This is a genomic window from Pseudarthrobacter sp. Hb11 (assembly GCF_059383655.1).
On record NZ_JBWZCM010000002.1, the window covers coordinates 493,778 to 510,566 of the forward strand.

The 16,789-nt window shown below is 65.8% G+C and carries 14 protein-coding genes and 1 pseudogene; 5 read left to right on the forward strand and 10 right to left on the reverse strand.

Annotated features, from left to right (window positions below):
• Window positions 1-98: 98 nt before the first annotated feature.
• Both AC50X7_RS06080 and AC50X7_RS06085 read right to left on the reverse strand, forming a co-directional pair.
• Window positions 99-2,234, reverse strand: a complete 2,136-nt coding sequence (locus AC50X7_RS06080) for a DEAD/DEAH box helicase (RefSeq protein WP_494978154.1) — start codon at window positions 2,232-2,234, stop codon at window positions 99-101.
• A 405-nt stretch (window positions 2,235-2,639) separates the two neighbouring features.
• Complete coding sequence (locus AC50X7_RS06085; protein ID WP_494978155.1) at window positions 2,640-3,296, reverse strand: MOSC domain-containing protein; 657 nt, start codon at window positions 3,294-3,296, stop codon at window positions 2,640-2,642.
• A gap of 196 nt (window positions 3,297-3,492) precedes the next feature.
• Between AC50X7_RS06085 and AC50X7_RS06090 the strand changes: the two genes are divergently transcribed.
• From AC50X7_RS06090 to AC50X7_RS06100, 3 genes are read left to right on the forward strand one after another with little or no spacing between them, the layout of a single operon-like run.
• The gene (locus AC50X7_RS06090) at window positions 3,493-4,128 is read left to right on the forward strand and encodes a Tat pathway signal protein (protein WP_494978156.1); all 636 of its coding nucleotides are present in this window, start codon (window positions 3,493-3,495) and stop codon (window positions 4,126-4,128) included.
• A 2-nt stretch (window positions 4,129-4,130) separates the two neighbouring features.
• Window positions 4,131-5,342 (forward strand): glutathionylspermidine synthase family protein, encoded by a 1,212-nt coding sequence (locus AC50X7_RS06095; protein ID WP_494978157.1) that lies wholly within the window; start codon window positions 4,131-4,133, stop codon window positions 5,340-5,342.
• A gap of 13 nt (window positions 5,343-5,355) precedes the next feature.
• A complete protein-coding gene (locus tag AC50X7_RS06100) occupies window positions 5,356-6,900 on the forward strand; it encodes an APC family permease (protein ID WP_494978158.1) in 1,545 nt (514 codons plus the stop codon).
• A gap of 93 nt (window positions 6,901-6,993) precedes the next feature.
• On the opposite strand, the gene AC50X7_RS06105 is transcribed toward AC50X7_RS06100, so the two are convergent.
• Genes AC50X7_RS06105 through AC50X7_RS06130 form a run of 6 tightly spaced genes read right to left on the reverse strand, consistent with a single transcriptional unit; the run spans window position 6,994 to window position 12,752 of the window.
• A complete protein-coding gene (locus AC50X7_RS06105) occupies window positions 6,994-7,764 on the reverse strand; it encodes an SDR family oxidoreductase (protein ID WP_494978159.1) in 771 nt (256 codons plus the stop codon).
• A 25-nt stretch (window positions 7,765-7,789) separates the two neighbouring features.
• A complete protein-coding gene (locus AC50X7_RS06110) occupies window positions 7,790-9,178 on the reverse strand; it encodes an MFS transporter (RefSeq protein WP_494978160.1) in 1,389 nt (462 codons plus the stop codon).
• Window positions 9,175-9,684: a winged helix-turn-helix transcriptional regulator gene (locus tag AC50X7_RS06115; RefSeq protein WP_494978161.1), complete on the reverse strand. Its 510-nt coding sequence runs from the start codon at window positions 9,682-9,684 to the stop codon at window positions 9,175-9,177. Before AC50X7_RS06115 ends, AC50X7_RS06110 begins: the two co-directional genes overlap by 4 nt.
• 49 nt (window positions 9,685-9,733) lie before the next feature.
• Complete coding sequence (locus tag AC50X7_RS06120) at window positions 9,734-10,897, reverse strand: cystathionine gamma-synthase (protein WP_494978162.1); 1,164 nt, start codon at window positions 10,895-10,897, stop codon at window positions 9,734-9,736.
• A gap of 26 nt (window positions 10,898-10,923) precedes the next feature.
• The gene (locus AC50X7_RS06125) at window positions 10,924-12,309 is read right to left on the reverse strand and encodes a cystathionine beta-synthase (RefSeq protein WP_494978163.1); all 1,386 of its coding nucleotides are present in this window, start codon (window positions 12,307-12,309) and stop codon (window positions 10,924-10,926) included.
• 35 nt (window positions 12,310-12,344) lie between these two features.
• A complete protein-coding gene (locus AC50X7_RS06130; protein WP_307094286.1) occupies window positions 12,345-12,752 on the reverse strand; it encodes a VOC family protein in 408 nt (135 codons plus the stop codon).
• A 154-nt stretch (window positions 12,753-12,906) separates the two neighbouring features.
• On the opposite strand from AC50X7_RS06130, the gene AC50X7_RS06135 reads away from it, so the two are divergent.
• A complete protein-coding gene (locus AC50X7_RS06135) occupies window positions 12,907-13,890 on the forward strand; it encodes a DNA-3-methyladenine glycosylase family protein (protein WP_494978164.1) in 984 nt (327 codons plus the stop codon).
• 509 nt (window positions 13,891-14,399) lie between these two features.
• On the opposite strand, the pseudogene AC50X7_RS06140 reads toward AC50X7_RS06135, so the two are convergent.
• Window positions 14,400-15,812, reverse strand: a pseudogene (locus AC50X7_RS06140) (AMP-binding protein); the annotation flags it as partial.
• 114 nt (window positions 15,813-15,926) lie between these two features.
• On the opposite strand from AC50X7_RS06140, the gene AC50X7_RS06145 reads away from it, so the two are divergent.
• Window positions 15,927-16,205 carry a putative quinol monooxygenase gene (locus tag AC50X7_RS06145; RefSeq protein ID WP_494978165.1) on the forward strand — a complete coding sequence of 93 codons (279 nt, stop codon included), beginning with the start codon at window positions 15,927-15,929 and terminating at the stop codon, window positions 16,203-16,205.
• 77 nt (window positions 16,206-16,282) lie between these two features.
• Here AC50X7_RS06145 and AC50X7_RS06150 read toward each other — a convergent pair whose 3' ends face one another.
• Window positions 16,283-16,696, reverse strand: coding sequence for a thioredoxin family protein (locus AC50X7_RS06150; protein WP_494978166.1), 414 nt, complete (start codon window positions 16,694-16,696; stop codon window positions 16,283-16,285).
• Between the last annotated feature and the right edge of the window lie 93 nt (window positions 16,697-16,789).

Genomic DNA, 16,789 nt, shown 5'->3' on the forward strand with positions numbered 1-16,789 from the left:
GTTAAATGGCGATGGGCCGGCTCGAAAGCCGGCCCATCGCCGTCGTTAATTCCTCAGTCCGGAATCCTCAGTCGTGAGAACTCAAACCAGCGGAAGGGTTACCACTTGCCCTTGCGGTTGAAGTCGCGCTGGCCGCCCTCGTTGCCGTGGCGGGGCTTGCGGGAACCGTCGCCGTGGCCGCCGAAGCGGGAGTCGCTGGCCTGGCCGCGGCTGGAACCGCTGTCAGCGCTGAAGGAACGCTCGCTGTACGAACGGCCGCCACGGTCCGCGGAGGAACGCTCGCCGTCGTTCTTACGGAATTCCTTCTTGAAGCCGCCGTTGCCCTTGAAGTTGCCACCGCGGTCACCGCCACGGTCGCCGCCGCGGTTCCCCTGGTAGGCGCCACGCTCGCCGGAGGGCTTGCGGCCGTTGTCCAGCTCCAGGTGGATCAGCTCGCCGCCGATCCGGGTGCGGGACAGCGCACGCAGCTGCTCGGGGCTCAGGTCCGCCGGAAGCTCCACGAGGGAGTGGTCCGAGCGGATGTCGATGCCGCCGATCTGCGCCGAGGAGATACCGCCCTCGTTGGCAATGGCGCCCACGATGGAGCCGGGCATAACGCGCTGGCGGCGTCCCACGGCGATCCGGTAGGTGGCATTGCCCTCGGTGAGGGTGCGGGTCGGTCCACGTGAGCCGAAGCCGTCTTTGGACCGCTCGCGCTTCTGGAACTCGGGGGCTGCCGGCAGTTCCTTGACCAGCAGCGGCTGGCCGCCCTGGGCCATGACGGCAAGCGCAGCAGCGATTTCCGCGGCCGGAACGTTGTGCTCTTCCTCGTAGGAAGCGATGAGGTCGCGGAACGCCGAAACGTCCTCGGAGGCGAGGGTCTCCGTGATCTTCTCGGCGAACTTGCCCAGGCGCAGGGTGTTCACGGTCTCGGCAGTCGGCAGGTGCATCTGCTCCACCGGCTGGCGGGTTGCCTTCTCGATGGAACGCAGCAGGTACTTCTCCCGCGGCGTCATGAACAGGATGGCGTCGCCGGAACGGCCTGCACGGCCGGTGCGGCCGATGCGGTGGACGTAGGACTCGGTGTCGTGCGGGATGTCGTAGTTGACCACGTGGCTGATCCGCTCAACGTCAAGGCCGCGGGCCGCGACGTCGGTGGCCACCAGGATGTCGATGCGGCCTTCCTTCAGCGCGTCAACAGTGCGTTCGCGCTGCTGCTGCGGGATGTCGCCGTTGATGGCGGCGGCCTGGAAGCCCCGCGCCTTCAGCTTGTCAGCCAGGTCCTCGGTGGCCATCTTGGTGCGCACGAAGGCGATGACGCCGTCGAACTCTTCCACCTCAAGGATGCGGGTCAGGGCGTCGAGCTTGTGCGGGCCCATGACCTGCAGGTACCGCTGGCGGGTGTTGGCGCCGGTGGTGGTCTTGGACTTGACGGAGATCTCGGCCGGGTTGTTCAGGTACTGCTTGGACATGCGGCGGATCTGGCTCGGCATGGTGGCCGAGAACAGTGCCACCTGGCGGTCCGAAGGCGTCTGCTGGAAGATCTGCTCCACGTCTTCGGCGAAGCCCATGCGCAGCATTTCGTCGGCCTCGTCCAGCACCAGGTACTGGAGTTCGGACAGGTCCAAGGAACCCTTGGAAATGTGGTCGATCACGCGGCCGGGGGTACCCACAACAACCTGGGCGCCGCGGCGAAGGCCGGCGAGCTGCGGGCCGTAGGCGGAGCCGCCGTACACGGGGAGGACGGTGAAGTCGTCGATGTGCTTGGCGTAGGAGGTGAAGGCCTCGGCAACCTGGAGCGCGAGCTCGCGGGTGGGAGCCAGCACCAGGGCCTGCGTCTTGCGGGACGGGCCGTTGAGGTCGTGGAGCTCGGCCAGGCGGGACAGTGCCGGTACTGCGAATGCTGCAGTCTTACCGGTGCCGGTCTGGGCGAGGCCCACAACGTCGCGGCCTTCAAGCAGCAGCGGGATGGTTGCTGCCTGGATGGGGGAAGGCTTTTCGTAGCCGACGTCCTGCAGGGCGGCGAGGACGCGGCCGTCGATGCCGAGGTCGGCGAACTTGATGCCCTCTTCGTCTTCCTCAGGACTGGCCGCCGGAGCTTCCTCGGCCTTCACTGCGGGTGCGGGGGCCGCTGCTGCAGCAGCTTCGTCTGCGGGGGCGGGCTCTGCTGCGGGGACAGCGGCCTCGGTGAATTCGACGGCGGCGGTTTCGGGGGTTGCCGCTTCGAAGGTAGCGTCGTTTTGATTTTCGGGCATAGGAGAATATTCCTCATCCATAGGGGGCCAGGCGGCACTACCCGAGGTGAGCGGAGCCGCAGTACGTGTGCCGTGGATGCCGGGCATACATTGACCGGCCGGTCACATAGAAGTCCGGCGCTTTCGCAATCCCGTGGCAGGACTTCCCGCTGCATCTCTTGGCTGCTATCCCAGCAGTCTGTACAGCGTTTTCTTTAGCCGGCTCTCCCTATGAAAATGCCCGCTTCGCATTTGCGGGCCCCAACACTTGCCAGTCCTGCCTCAAAAATTGGGCAGGAATAAGGGATTTCCGGAGTGGGGGATATTTCAAGTGTAGGGCACGCACCTGCCCCAGGGGTAATTGAGGGCACGACGGCGGCGGTGAGCTTGCGCACACGGCTCCCCTGCCAGCGCCCACGAGAGCAGTTACCGGCCCAGCTGCCGCTCTAGGAGTGCGAACTTCTGCCTGAACTCGGGCTGCTGCAGGCGGATCCCGCCGTCGGCCTCGGCGTCGAGCAATGCTTCCATGGACTCCCGGTCCGGTTCGCTGAACCACTTACCCACAGTGACCCCGTGGGTGGGAACGTATAGCCGGTGAATATGGTCCCCCGCCCGGATGACGCCAACACGGATCACCCGAAGATACGTGCCTACCCGGCCCTCGGCGGTGAACCTCTTAACGAACCGGGGCTCCCCCATCCTTCGCTGGAAGGTGGCACATGGGGTGCGCGGCGACGTCACCTCAACCTCCACGTCGAGCCCGATCTTCCAGCGCTCCCCAATGACGGCTTTGGTGGCGTCGATCCCGCCTACGCGAAGGTTCTCCCCGAAGATTCCCGGCGGAAGCTCGCGCTCCAGCTCGCCAGCCCAAAAGTCGGCGTCCACCTGCGAGTAGGCGTAGAGGGCCTGGTCCGGCCCGCCGTGGTGCACCCGGTTCGCCTGGATATCGCCCTGAAGGCCCAGCTTGTGCACCTTTACCGGTCCCTCCACCGCACGCTTGTCGATGGCGGTTACCCCCACGCTGGAGGCATCCGGCACGAGCTGGTGGACACGGCAGACGGCGAGCACAGAGGCGGTTTCCATGGCACCAGTGTAGGGGCGCAAAAGTGCGCTGCATTCACTTAACTGACTGGCATTTCCGTTGTCAACGCGCACTTTCGCGACGTTAAACGCGAGCGACTTAGGCCAGCTACGGGCTGCAGGGACTACGCTGATTCGAGGATTGCAATTGGGGGTGCAGCGCTGTGCCCAATTCACGTGGACAACTGAGGGGGACGCCATGGACCCGAATAAGGATCCGGAGCACGATCCAGCCAAGGGCGATGGCCAGCAGGCCCGCGCGCCGCGCGGGTCCGATGCTGCACCGGACGATACACCCGGCCGGGACGCGCCCAAACCTCCCCCGTGGCAGGTTCCCAAGCCGGAGCTGCGCCCGGACCTCCTCAACGAACCTGTCACCCCGGTGGACCCATTCGCCCGCGACCGCGAACGGCAGCTCAATGAGGCCGCTGCCCATAAGAAGCGCTCCCAGCGGCGGACCGTCGTCGTGGGTTTGGGCGTAACAGCACTTCTCGCCGGCACCATCACGGCAATCGTGGCCAGCAACCAGGACGACCCCGAGTATGCGCAGGTATGTTTCAATGACGAAACCGGCGAGCGCGTGGAGGACGCCAGCTGTGACAGCTCCGCAGGCAGGGGCGGCGGCATCTACGCCTGGTACTTTTTCTCCCGCGGCTCGTTCGTCCCCGCCATCGGACAGAACCGCTCCACCGCACCCAACTACAGCAGGACCGTGCCCAGCGGAGCCAAAGCTTCAACGGGATACAGCAGACAGGGCGGCACTGTCAGCCGCGGCGGCTTCGGCACCAGCGCGAAAAGCGGTTCCGGCGGCGGCGGCAAAGTTTCGGGAGGATAGGCGTGAAGCGGAAGGTGAGCGAGCCCAGGCCTGGGTGGAAGCAGAAGATTGAAGAACAGGGCCTGGTGTTCTCCACCACCACGATGGATGACGGGCGGAAGATCGAGTACTGGAACGAGGCCGCGTACTACGAATTCACCGTGGACGAGGTTGAGACCCTTGAGGTAACGGCGGAGGACATGCACAAGATGTGCCTGGAGGCCGCCCGGTTCCTGGCCACCGGGGCCATGGGACACATCGGCATCGGCCCGCAGGCGCTGGAACTGGCCGCCGAGTCGCTCCAGGCCTCCGACGTGGACGTCTACGGCCGGTTTGACTTCATCTATGACGGTCAGGGCGGGCCGGCCAAGATGCTCGAGTACAACGCGGACACTCCCACCGGCCTGATTGAGGCAGCCGTGGCCCAATGGTTCTGGCTACAGGACGTTTTCCCGGAGAAGGACCAGTGGAACGGCATCCACGAAGCGCTGATCCGGCAGTGGAAGAAGGTGCAGTACCGCACGGGAATGAGCACCCTGCACGTTGCCCACTCGGAAGTTGAGGAGTCCGGCGAGGACTGGATGACTGCCGCCTACATGCGGGATGTAGCCAGCCAGGCCGGGTGGACCACCATCGGCATCAATATGTCCGATATCGGCTGGGACCCTAATTTGAACCGCTTTGTGGACATGGATAACTTCATGATCAGCACCATGTTCAAGCTGTATCCGTGGGAGCTGATGATGAAGGAGCCGTTTGGGCACCGGCTGCTGGAGCGCGCCCACAACCCCCGCTGGGTGGAACCGGCCTGGAAGATGCTGCTCTCCAATAAGGCACTCCTCGCGGCACTGTGGCACCTGTACCCGGAGCACCCTAACCTGCTGCCGGCCTACCTCAACGAGCGGGGCCCGCTGAAGGAATGGGTGGCCAAGCCCCTGCACGGCCGCGAGGGCGACAACATCAGGATCCATGCCAAGGGCATCAACCTCGAACAGCCCGGAGGGTACGGACGCGAAGGCTGGTGCTACCAGCAGTACCAACCGCTGCCCGATTTCGATGGCAACCACCCGGTCCTTGGCCTGTGGGTGGTGGACGGCGAATCCGTAGGCTGCGGACTCCGCGAATCGGACGGCCCCATCACCGATTACTTCTGCAGGTTCGTGCCCAACATTATCGACGCTGCTGCCCCGCTCTCGGCCGCGGCCCATTCAAGCAAAGCAGGTATCGCACTATGAGCCCGGTAACACTATGAGCACGGAAACCACGACGGCGGGAGGACCGGGCGGCGCGCCCGGCACCTCCGTTCCGCCCAAGGGCCTCCGCGCCGGCGTCCTGGACCTCGGCGACTCGGTCATGCTGGGTCTGGCATCAACGGCGCCGGTGTATTCGCTCGCGGCGACCCTGGGCCTCATTGTTGCGGTGAACGGGGACTACACTCCCCTGATCCTGTTGCTGGGCTTCATCCCGGTCCTGTTCATCGCCTACGCCTTCCGCGAGCTCAACAGTGCCATCCCGGACTGCGGCACTACGTTCACCTGGTCCCGGCGGGCCTTTGGGCCATGGGCGGGGTGGCTGGGCGGCTGGGGTGTTGCGCTTGCCGGCATCGTGGTGCTGGCCAATCTCGCGCAGGTGGCGGGCCAGTATCTCTGGCTCCTGGTGGGTGACGGCTCGTTGGCTGAGAACAAGGTGCTGGTCACCGCCACGGGTGTGCTGTTCATCGCCGTGATGACACTGGTGAATTACCGGGGAATCCGGCTGGGCGAGCACGTCCAGCGGGTCCTGACCTATGTGCAGTACATTTCGCTCGGTATTTTTGCACTTGCCATTGTGGTGGGGATTGTCCGCGGTTCAGCCAGCGGCGACATAACAATCCAGTCCTTCAATTTTGAGTGGTTCAACCCGGTTGGTGCCTTCGCGGACCCCGGCGCCGTGGTGCACGGAGTGCTGCTGGCACTCTTCATCTACTGGGGCTGGGACACCTGCCTGGCGGTCAACGAGGAAACCGAGAACCCTTCCACCACCCCGGGCCGGGGGGCCGTGATCTCCGCGTTCGTCCTGGTGGCCATCTATGTATCCGTTGCACTTCTGGTGATGATGTACGCCACCGTCGGCACTGACGGGATAGGCCTGGGCAATGAGGCCAACCAGGACGATGTATTCCTGGCCATGAAGGACGTGGTGCTGGGACCGTGGGGCTGGCTGATCGTCGTCGCGGTCCTGGCTTCAGTGCTGTCCTCCACCCAGACCACAATCCTGCCCACGGCCCGCGGAACCCTGTCCATGGGGGTGTATGGCGCGCTGCCCGCGAAGTTCGGCGAGGTGCACACGAAGAACCAGACGCCCGGATTCTCCACCCAGGTCATGGGGGCCGCGGCCGTTGCCTATTACGTGGCCATGAGCTTCCTGAGCGAAAACCTGCTCTCGGACTCGATCAGCGCCATCAGCCTGTTCATCGCGTTCTATTACGCGCTCACGGGGTACGCCTGCTTCTGGTTCTTCCGGAAGACGCTGGGCGGGTCCGCACGGCATCTGTGGTTCCGGGGCATCCTGCCGCTGGTAGGCGCGCTGCTGCTGACCGCTGCCTTCTTCATCTCGGCCGTGCAGATGTGGGACCCGGCGTACGGCGATACCCAGATCTTCGGCGTTGGCGGGGCATTCATCAGCGGCGTGGTGCTGCTGGCCCTGGGCGTGGTGCTCGCAGTCGTCTGCCGGTTCCTTCCCGCAACCCGCGGCTACTTCACCGGCGGACATCCAGCCGCCGCCGGACAAACCCCCGTCCCCTCCCCCAAGTAGCTCGCAGACAACGTCGCGAAACCACGTTTTCACTACGTTAACTGCGAGCCAGTTGGATGGATGGGCCGGAGGGTCGCCAGGGCGACAACCAGCTCAGGCGGAGAAGCCGCCGTCGGACTTGATGAGCTGGCCGGAGACCCAGCGGCCGGCGGGTGAGAGCAGGAATGCCACCGTACCGGCGACGTCGGCAGGGGTGCCCATGCGGCCGGTGGGCTGGCGGGCCAGGACAGCTTCCCTGATCCCGTCATCCATCCAGCCCGTGTCCACCGGCCCCGGGTTGAGGACGTTCGCCGAGATCCCCAGCGGCCCCAGCTCGCGGGCGGCGGCAATCACGATCCTGTCCAGCGCCCCCTTTGAGGCGCCATAGGGCAGGTTGAACGCTGTGTGGTCACTGGTCAGCGCAACGATCGCGCCGCCGTCGTCCGACGCCTGCCGCGCGAACCCGGCAATCAGTTGCCAGCTGGCCCGCGTGTTTACGGCGAAGTGGCGCTCGAAGGACTCCAGGCTGGTGTCCAGGATTCCGGAGTCCACCGATTCGGCGTGGCTGAGCACCATGCCCTGCAGCGGACCGGCCAGCCGCACCGCTTCAGCCAGCAGCCGCTCCGGCGTTTCAGGGTCCTCCAAATTCGCGGGCAGGGAGTGCACGCGCGCGCCGATGGCTTCCAGCTCGGCGGTCAAACGGACGACGTCGTCCGGCTCGCTCCCCCACGGCATCCGGGCATCGTAGTCCTGCCAGTAAGCCAGGACCAGGTCCCAGCCTTCCGCTGCCAACTGGCGGGCGATACCGGCGCCTATGCTGGCAAGCCTGCCGACGCCCGTGACCAGGGCGGCTTTGCGCGCACTTGCGGGTAATGGAGATTCCATCCGCCCAGCCTACTGGCGGAACGCGCTACGAAGCTGGCACCGGCTCCGCTTCCCGGGAGGCCGAATGCTTGCGGATGGTGGCGCTGATGACCGCCGCGATGGTGCACATGGCTGCCGCGCCGAACCAGGCATAGGTGTACTGGCCGGTGGCGTCCCTGATGGCACCGGCGCCCAGTGCTGCCGCGGCCGCTCCGAGCTGGTGGGCCGCAAACACCCAGCCGAACACCACGCTGCCGTCTGCGCCGAAGGTTTCCCGGCAGATGGCCGCCGTCGGGGGTACCGTGGCCACCCAGTCGAGGCCGTAAATCACCACAAAAACGATCATGCTGGGCTGGACTTCGGCGCTCAGGAGCAGGGGAAGCACCAGCAGGCCGATCCCGCGGAACTGATAATAGACGGCGAGCAGGATCCGGGGGTTGAACCGGTCGGTCAGCCAGCCGGAGGCAATGGTGCCCACGATGTCGAAGATGCCGACGACGGCGAGCAGGCCGGCGGCGGTGGTTTCGGGCATGCCGTGGTCGTGCGCGGAGGGTATGAAGTGGGTGCCGATCAGGCCGTTGGTGGTGGCTCCGCAGATCGCGAACCCTGCTGCCAACGCCCAGAAGGTACGGATACGGCTTGCCCTCTTCAGGACCTGCAGTGCGCGCACCGCGGCGTTGGTGCGGGGTCCGCTGTCCGGCGCGGCCGCCTGGACGGTGGCTCCGGCGGCGGGCGGCTCCGCCCCGTAAGGCAGCACGCCGGCCTCGGCTGGAGAGTTCTTGAGGAACTTCAGCACCAGCGGAACAACGGCCAGGGCCCCCGCAGCAATCAGCAGGGACGCCTGCCGCCACCCCGGATCCTGTGCCAGCATGGCGATGAACGGCAGGAAGACCAGCTGCCCGGCCGCGCTGCCAGCCGTCAGGATGCCGATCACCAGGCCCCGGCTCTTCACGAACCAGGTGTTGGCAATGGTGGCGGCGAAAACCAGTGCCATGGATCCGGTGCCGATCCCGATCAACAGGCCCCAGGTCAGCAGGATCTGCCAGGACTGGTTCACCAGTACGGTGAGGGCGCTGCCCAGACCGATCAGCACCAGCGCCGTTGCCGTGACCTTCCGGATGCCGAACCGCTCCATCAGCGCAGCCGCGAACGGTGCCGTCAGCCCGAAGAGAACCAGGTTGATGCTGACGGCCCCGGACAAAACGGTGGTGGACCAGCCGAACTCCTGCTGCAGCGGCACCATCAGAACCCCCGGCGCCGCACGGAAACCGGCGGCGCCCACCAACGCAAGGAAGGCAACAGCCGCAACAACCCAGGCGGGGTGCAGGCGCCTGGGCCGCCGGGGTGCGGGGGCGGGCACGACGGCGGCAGCCTGGCTTTGGTAGGGGCCGCCAGCTGCCGGGGAGGTTCCTTCGATGGTCTGATCCGCGCTCATGCTGCTGCTCCCGTGGCAGGCGTGGCGGTGGCAAGGGCCACGGGAGCCTTGGTCCTTGTTTGGCTGTGCCAGCTCGTGTTGGCGGCGGTCAGCCGTTCACCGCACCCGGTACAGGTATCCGCGGAGCTGGTTCGCTGCCCGCAGCCGGAGTGGATAACGTACATGTGCGCCTGCTCCGAGGGAGCCGGCAGGTGTTTCTCCGCCCAGATGGTGACCGCATTCAGCACCGGGAGAGCGTCTTCACCCTTGGGTGTGAGGACGTACTCGCTCCGGGCGCGGCCGCCGTCGTCGTAGGCCCGTTTGGTCAGCAGCCCGGACCCCACCAGGCCTGCCAGACGCCTGGTGAGCACGGAGTCGGCCACTTCCAGCCGGGCCTTCATGGCGTCGAAGCGGCCGTTCCCGAAGAACACTTCCCGGAGCACCAGGATGGACCAGGGATCGCCAAGGATATCCAGGCCGCGGGCCATGCTGCAGTTGCGCCGGGACCAGTCCGATCGGAGTGCCATACCTGCACGCTAGCTACCTTTCTTGAAGAAAGCCAGCATGTCGAGGGAACTAGGGGATGGAAGAGAACGCCTGGTCCAGGTCGGCCACCAGGTCCTCCACGTCCTCGATGCCGCAGGACAGGCGGAGCAGGTTCACCGGAACAGCCAGTTCCGTACCCTTGACCGACGCGTGGGTCATCTCGGACGGGTAGTTCATCAGCGATTCGATGCCGCCCAGGGACTCCGCCAGGGTGAACACCGAGGTGGATTCGGCCACCTTCCGGGCGGCCGCTTCACCGCCCTTGAACTGCACCGAGACCATACCGCCGAAGCTCCGCATCTGTCTCCTGGCCAACTCGTGGCCGGGGTGGGACTGCAGACCCGGGTAGAGGACGGCTTCAACCTCGGGGCGTTCCAGCAGCCATTCCGCTACGGCCTGGCCGTTAAGGCTGTGCCGGTCCATCCGCACACCGAGGGTCTTGAGCCCGCGGGTGGTGAGGAAGGCGTCCATCGGCCCTGAAACGGCTCCCACGGCGAACTGTACAAAGCCGATCTTTTCGGCCAGTTCAGGGTCCTTGACCACAACGGCCCCGCCCACCACGTCCGAGTGTCCGCCAATGTACTTGGTGGTGGAGTGCACCACGATGTCGGCACCGAGTGCCAGCGGCGTCTGCAGGTAGGGCGAAGCGAAGGTGTTGTCCACCACCAGGAGGGCGCCGGCGTCGTGCGCCACCGCGGCGAGGGCCTCGATGTCCGTGATCTTCATCAGCGGGTTGGAGGGCGTTTCCACCCAGACGAAGCGGGTTTTGTTGGCGGCGACGGCTTTGGTGACGGCGTCGAGGTCGGCCATGTCCACGGGGGTGTTGCCTATCCCCCAGCCGCCGAGCACCCGGCTGATCAGGCGGTAGGTGCCGCCATAGGCATCGTTGCCCAGCACAATGTGGTCACCGGGCCGGGTCAGGGCGCGGATGAGGGAGTCCTCGGCCGCGAGTCCTGAGCTGAAGCTGTAGGCGTGGCTGCCGCCTTCCAGCGCAGCGAGCTGTTCCTGCAGCGCGTCACGGGTGGGGTTGCCGCCGCGGCCGTATTCATAGCCGTCGCGGAGCCCGCCGATGCCGTCCTGGGCGTAGGTGGAGCTGAAGTGCAGCGGCGGCACAACGGCACCGGTGCGGGGTTCAAAAGCCTGGCCGGCGTGTACGGCACGTGTGTTGAAACCCTGGTTGTTCGATACGGACATGATGCTCCTTTACGGCGGTGTTGCTGTCAGTTGCTGAGGTAGGCCAGGAGGTCGTGCCGGGTGAGGATGCCCACTGGCGCACCCACAAACGTAACCATCACGGTGTCCACGTCCGAGAGCAGCTCCCGGGCCGCCGAGATGGTTTCGAGCGAACCGATAACAGGCAGCTTGGGGCCCATGTGCTCGGAAATCTTGTCCGTCAGCTTGGCTTCACCGCGGAACAGCTTGGCCGTAAGGGTGCGCTCATCCACCGCGCCGAGCACCTCGCCCATCACCACCGGCGGCTCCTGGGACAGGACCGGGATGTGGCTGACGCCGAACTCGTTCATGATGTTGATGACATCGCGGACGGACTCGTTGGGGTGGATATGTACCAGGTCCGGCAGCTCGCCGTTCTTGGAACTGATGACCTCGCCCACCGAGGTCTCTTCGCCGCCCGAGAGGAAGCCGTAGGACCGCATCCACTGATCGTTGAAAATTTTGGCCAGGTAGCCGCGGCCGGAGTCGGGAAGGATGACGACGACGACAGCGGACTCCGGCAGGTCCCGCGCCACCTGCAGCGCCGCCACCACAGCCATGCCCGAGGATCCGCCCACCAGCAGGCCCTCCTCGCGGGCGAGGCGGCGGGTCATGGCGAACGAATCGGCGTCGGTGACAGCGATGACCTGGTCCGGGACGGACTTGTCGTAGTTCGCCGGCCACATGTCCTCCCCCACGCCTTCAACAAAGTAGGGGCGTCCGGTGCCGCCCGAGTAGACCGAACCTTCAGGGTCCGCGCCGATGATCCGGACCACCCCGCCATCGGACGCCGGCCTGCCCGCCGAAACTTCTTTGAGGAAGCGGCCCGTGCCGGTGATGGTGCCGCCGGTGCCCGCGCCGATGACGCAGTGCGTGACCGTGCCGTCGGTATCCCGCCAAATCTCCGGGCCGGTGGTCAGGTAGTGGCTGCCGGGTGCCGCGGGGTTGGAGAACTGGTCCGGCTTGTACGAGCCCGGCGTCTCATGGACCAGCCGGTCCGAGACGCCGTAGTAGCTTTGCGGGCTGTCGGGCGGGACGGCAGTGGGCGTCACCACCACTTCGGCACCGTAGGCCTCCAGGACGGCCCGCTTGTCCTCGCCCACCTTGTCCGGCACCACAAAGATGCACTTGTAGCCCTTTTGCTGGGCCACCAGTGCCAGCCCGACGCCTGTGTTGCCGGACGTGGGCTCAATGATGGTGCCGCCGGGCTGCAGTTTGCCGTCCCGCTCCGCGTCCTCAACCATCTTGACCGCGATGCGGTCCTTGATGGATCCGCCGGGGTTCAGGTACTCCAGCTTGACCAGGACTGTGGCTTTGATGCCCTCCGTCACGTGGTTGAGCTTGATGAGCGGGGTATTGCCGATGAGGTCCAGGACGGACTGGGCGTACTTCATGTGTACAAAGCTACCGCTTTCGCCGGCGCAATCCCCTACCCGGCCGCCTGCGCCTGCTGGTCAGCGGGAAGGTTTTCCCAAAGGCCCATCACGTTGCCTTCGGTGTCCTTGAAATATGCGAAGGAGCCCATCCCCGGGATGGTTTCCTTCGGCCTCACCACGGCACCGCCCAAGGACTCCACCGTCTTCAGCGTGGCCTCGATGTCCTCCACGTCCACGGTGAGGACGGGGTTGGACAGGTCCGCCTCCCGGGCCATCATGCCGCCGTTGATGGCACCCGCTTCTGTGGGTTGTCCCGTGGACTCGTCCATGGGCGTGGTGACCACCATGTTGTAGTCCATGCCCGGCACGGGATCGATCCGCCAGCCGAGGGCCTCCTTGTAGAAGCTCCTGGCCCGCTCCTGGTCGTCCGCGGGGATTTCGAAATGCACTACTCCACCCATCGTTTCCTCCTGGTCTTTCGAGCTTTCGGGCACGGTGTTTCCGCACCACAGGCAGGATTCTAGTCCCCGGATGCCCGTGGGATAAGGCCCGGTGGAACCGCCGCCGTTCAGCCCTGCGGGGTGCTTTGTCACCCCGCCGTGGGACGATGGTTGCATGACGATCGCAGAGCCACCCGCGCGGCTGGCAGCCGCCGCGGATGCCTCGCTCCGGTGGTATCCGGGCGGCCCTTATGACCTGGCGCGGACCCTTGGCCCGCTCCTGCGCGGCAACAGCGATCCGTCCTTCAGTGTCCAGGGCAGCGCCATCTGGCATGCCTTCACCACCGGGGAGGGACCGGCCACCGTGCGCTTGACTCCGGCCGGCAGTTCTGAGCTGGAGCACCGCGTGGACGTGCAGGCGTGGGGCCCCGGTTCCGCCGCGGCCATCGGATCGGTCCCGCGGCTCCTGGGGGCGGAGGATGACTGGCAGGGCTTTGACGAGCCTGCGTTCCACGCCACGCTCCCCCGCATTGTGCAGGATGCCCGACGGCGGAGCCTGGCCCTGCGGCTTCCGTCCAGCGGGCGCATCATCGACCAACTCGTGCCCATCATCCTGGAACAAAAAGTGACAGTGATCGAGGCACGCCGGGCCTACCGGTACCTTCTGCACCGCTACGGCTCCCCCGCACCCCAGGCCGGATCCCCGGCTCCTGCCGGGCTGCTGCTGGCACCCACGGCGGCCCGGTGGCTGCAGGTTCCCAGCTGGGAGTGGCACAGGGCGGGAGTGGGGCCGCAGCGCTCCGCGACCGTCATGCGCGCACTGCGCTCCGCCGTCGCGCTTGAACGGCTGGCAGCGCTGCCGGCCGTTGAGGCGGCGACGAAAATGCAGACCATCCCGGGCATCGGCATCTGGACGGCGGCAGAGGTGGTGCAGCGCACCCATGGCTGCCCGGACTCCATCTCGGTGGGCGACTACCACCTCGCCGCCTACGTAGGCGCTGCGCTGACGGGACAGCGGACGGACGATGCCGGCATGCTCCGCCTGCTCGCTCCGTGGCAAGGGCACCGCCAGCGCGTGGTCCGGATGATCCAGAGCAGCGGCTTCCGCAAACCCACCTTCGGCCCGCGGATGACCATCCAGGACCACCGCCGGCACTGACGCCGCGGGAGGGCGTGAGCCGGTGCGGTTTTCCGGGGACTCGCGCCGGCGATGGGTATAGCGTGGCGCCAGGGAGCCTGTCCCAGAGCGCCCGTATTTCAAATGCCCTGAAGTCACCCATGATCCACACGGACAAACTGACCAAGACCTTCACCGTCAAGAAGGAAACAGTAGAAGCCGTTAAGGGCGTCAACATCGACGGATTGGCTACATCGGGCAGGGCAACGGCGGTGGCCACAGCTTCCGGGTCATTGACGAATGGTGATGCAGGGCCGCTTCTACAGAATGAACTCTGCGGACACCTTCCTGGGCCTCCTCGCCGCTTCCGTGACTGCCGCCGTCGGACTGGTGGTGGGTGTCCGGGCCATCAGCCGCAACATTCGCTAGGCCAGGCCCGCGTCCACAGGGCGGCAGCGGTCAAAGCCCCAGCCTGGCCACGGCTTCCTCCCGAATCTCCACCTTGCGGATCTTCCCGGAGACGGTCATGGGGAAGGTGGCACGGACGTTTAGATCACCATGTCCTTCATGCGGCCTTCGATGACCACGTATCCTTCCTCGTCCATCCGGGCCAGGTCGCCGGTGTGCATCCAGCCATCGGGGTCAATGGCCTCCGCGGTCTCGTCCGGCTGGTTCCAGTACCCTTCCATCACCGCATAACCGCGCGTGCACAGTTCCCCAATCTGCCCGCGGTCCAGCACCTCGCCCGAGGCCGGATCCACAATTTTGCTTTCCAGGTGCGGCATGGTCCGTCCCACGGTTTCCGTGCGGTGCTGCAGGCCGTCGCCGTGCCGGGTCATGGTGGACACCGGAGACGTCTCGGTCATGCCGTAGCAGATGGCCACGTCCCGCATGTTCATGTCCGAAATAACGCGTCTCATCACCTCGATGGGACAGAGCGACCCGGCCATCACACCCGTGCGCAAGGTGGACAGGTCATAGGAGGCAAAGTCCGGCAGCGCGAGCTCGGCGATGAACATGGTGGGCACGCCGTACAGGGACGTGCCGCCAAAGTCCTGCACCGCTTCCAGCGCAGCAGCCGGGTTGAAGCCGCGGCTTGGGATGATCGTCGCTGCCCCGTGGCTCAAGGCGTTAAGGTTGCCGATCACCATGCCGAAGCAGTGGTAGAACGGCACCGGAATCACCACACGGTCGTGCTCTGAGTAGTGAAGCAGCTCCCCTATCGAGTAGCCGTTATTGAGAATGTTGTGGTGGGTCAGCGCGGCGCCTTTGGGAAAGCCCGTGGTCCCGGCGGTGTACTGCAGGTTGATGGGATCGTGCGGGCTGAGTTCAGCCATGCGGGCCCGCAGCCCTGAATGCCCGACGTCGTCCGCCCGCCTCAGCAGCTCGGCGTACGTCAGCTCCGCGTCGCTTAGCGGGATGCCGGCGTCGAGCCCCTCACCGCCGGGGCCTTCTCCGCCCGGCCCTTCCCCGCCGGGGCTTTCCCCGCCCGGCGCTGGCAGGAACACAAGCTCGCGCAGGTCCGGGCACTCCGCGAGCGCCCGCCGGGCCATGCCCACGTAATCGCTGTTCCGGTCCGAAGGGGCCGTGACCAGCATCCGCATGCTGTTTTGCTTCACCACGAACTCAAGTTCGTGGCTGCGGTAGGCGGGATTGACGTTAACGAGGACGGCGCCGGCCTTCGCCGTGGCGTACTGCAGCAGCGTCCACTCGGCGCAGTTCGGGCTCCAGATCCCCACCCGGTCACCCTTGGCGATGCCCAAGGCGAGCAGCGCACGGGCCAGCCGGTCGACGTCGTCATTCATCTTGGTGTAGCTCCACCGCCGCGCGTCGGCGCCCGGCACCGGGGCCGCCTCGATCAGCGCATCGTGGAACGGGAACCTGGCCACCACCCGCTCAAAGTTCGCGCCGATGGTTTCCTCGAGAAGCGGAACGTCAGTGTCCCCGGCTGTGTAAGCACGCATGATGGCACGCTACCAAGCAGCTACCGGCAAAAGAAGCACAAGGGGGCGCAACAGTCCCCGCGGCGGCAGTCAACAGCAACGGGCCTGCGGGCAACGGCCGGTATTGTGAAATCCATGAGTTCACCCATTGACCTGCAGGCAACTTTCATCCCCAACGACGGCGAGTTTTACCGTGTGAAGCTGGCCCTCGAAATCGCCATCGATGAGGTGGTAAACGAGCCCGGCTGCATCCGTTATGAGCTCACCGAAGCCACGGAGGAGAAACTGGTCCTCACCGAGCAGTGGGCGTCGGAGGAGGACCTGGCCAAGCACTCCAGGGGCATCGCGGTGCAGGACCTGAACGAATCCCTGAGCGCGCTGCTGGCCGAGCCCGTCAAGCTGGAGCGCCTCTGACGTCCGGCCTGTAATACCGGTTACAAAAAAGCAGCGCCCTCCATGTGGAGGGCGCTGCTTCGAACTTTAAGGAATGGTTACGCGTCGGGAATCTGCGTGCCGTCCTGCGGGCCCGCTGCGGCAGCGGCTTCTTCCCGCTGGCGCGCCACGTGGGCGTGGACCTCGTCCATGTCCAGTGCCTTGACAGCGTCAACGACCTGTTCGAGCTGCTGCGAGTTCAGGGCGCCCGGCTGTGAGAACACCAGCACCTTTTCGCGGAATGCCATCAGCGTGGGAATGGAGGAGATGCCTGCCTCGGCGGCGAGTTGCTGCTCAGCCTCCGTGTCCACCTTGGTGAAGAGGACGTCCGGGTGCTTCTCCGAAACGGTGGAGTATGTGGGTCCGAACTGCTTGCAGGGGCCACACCATTCTGCCCAAAAATCCACCAGGACAATGTCGTTGCCCTCGATGGTCGATGCGAACTGTTCACCAGTGATGTCAACGGTAGCCATGTGTCCACGGTACGCGTGGAGGCGCGGGATGTCGCGGCCGGAGGCGTTTGTTCGCTCCCCGCGTCATCGGGAATAACCTGCCCGCCCACAGAT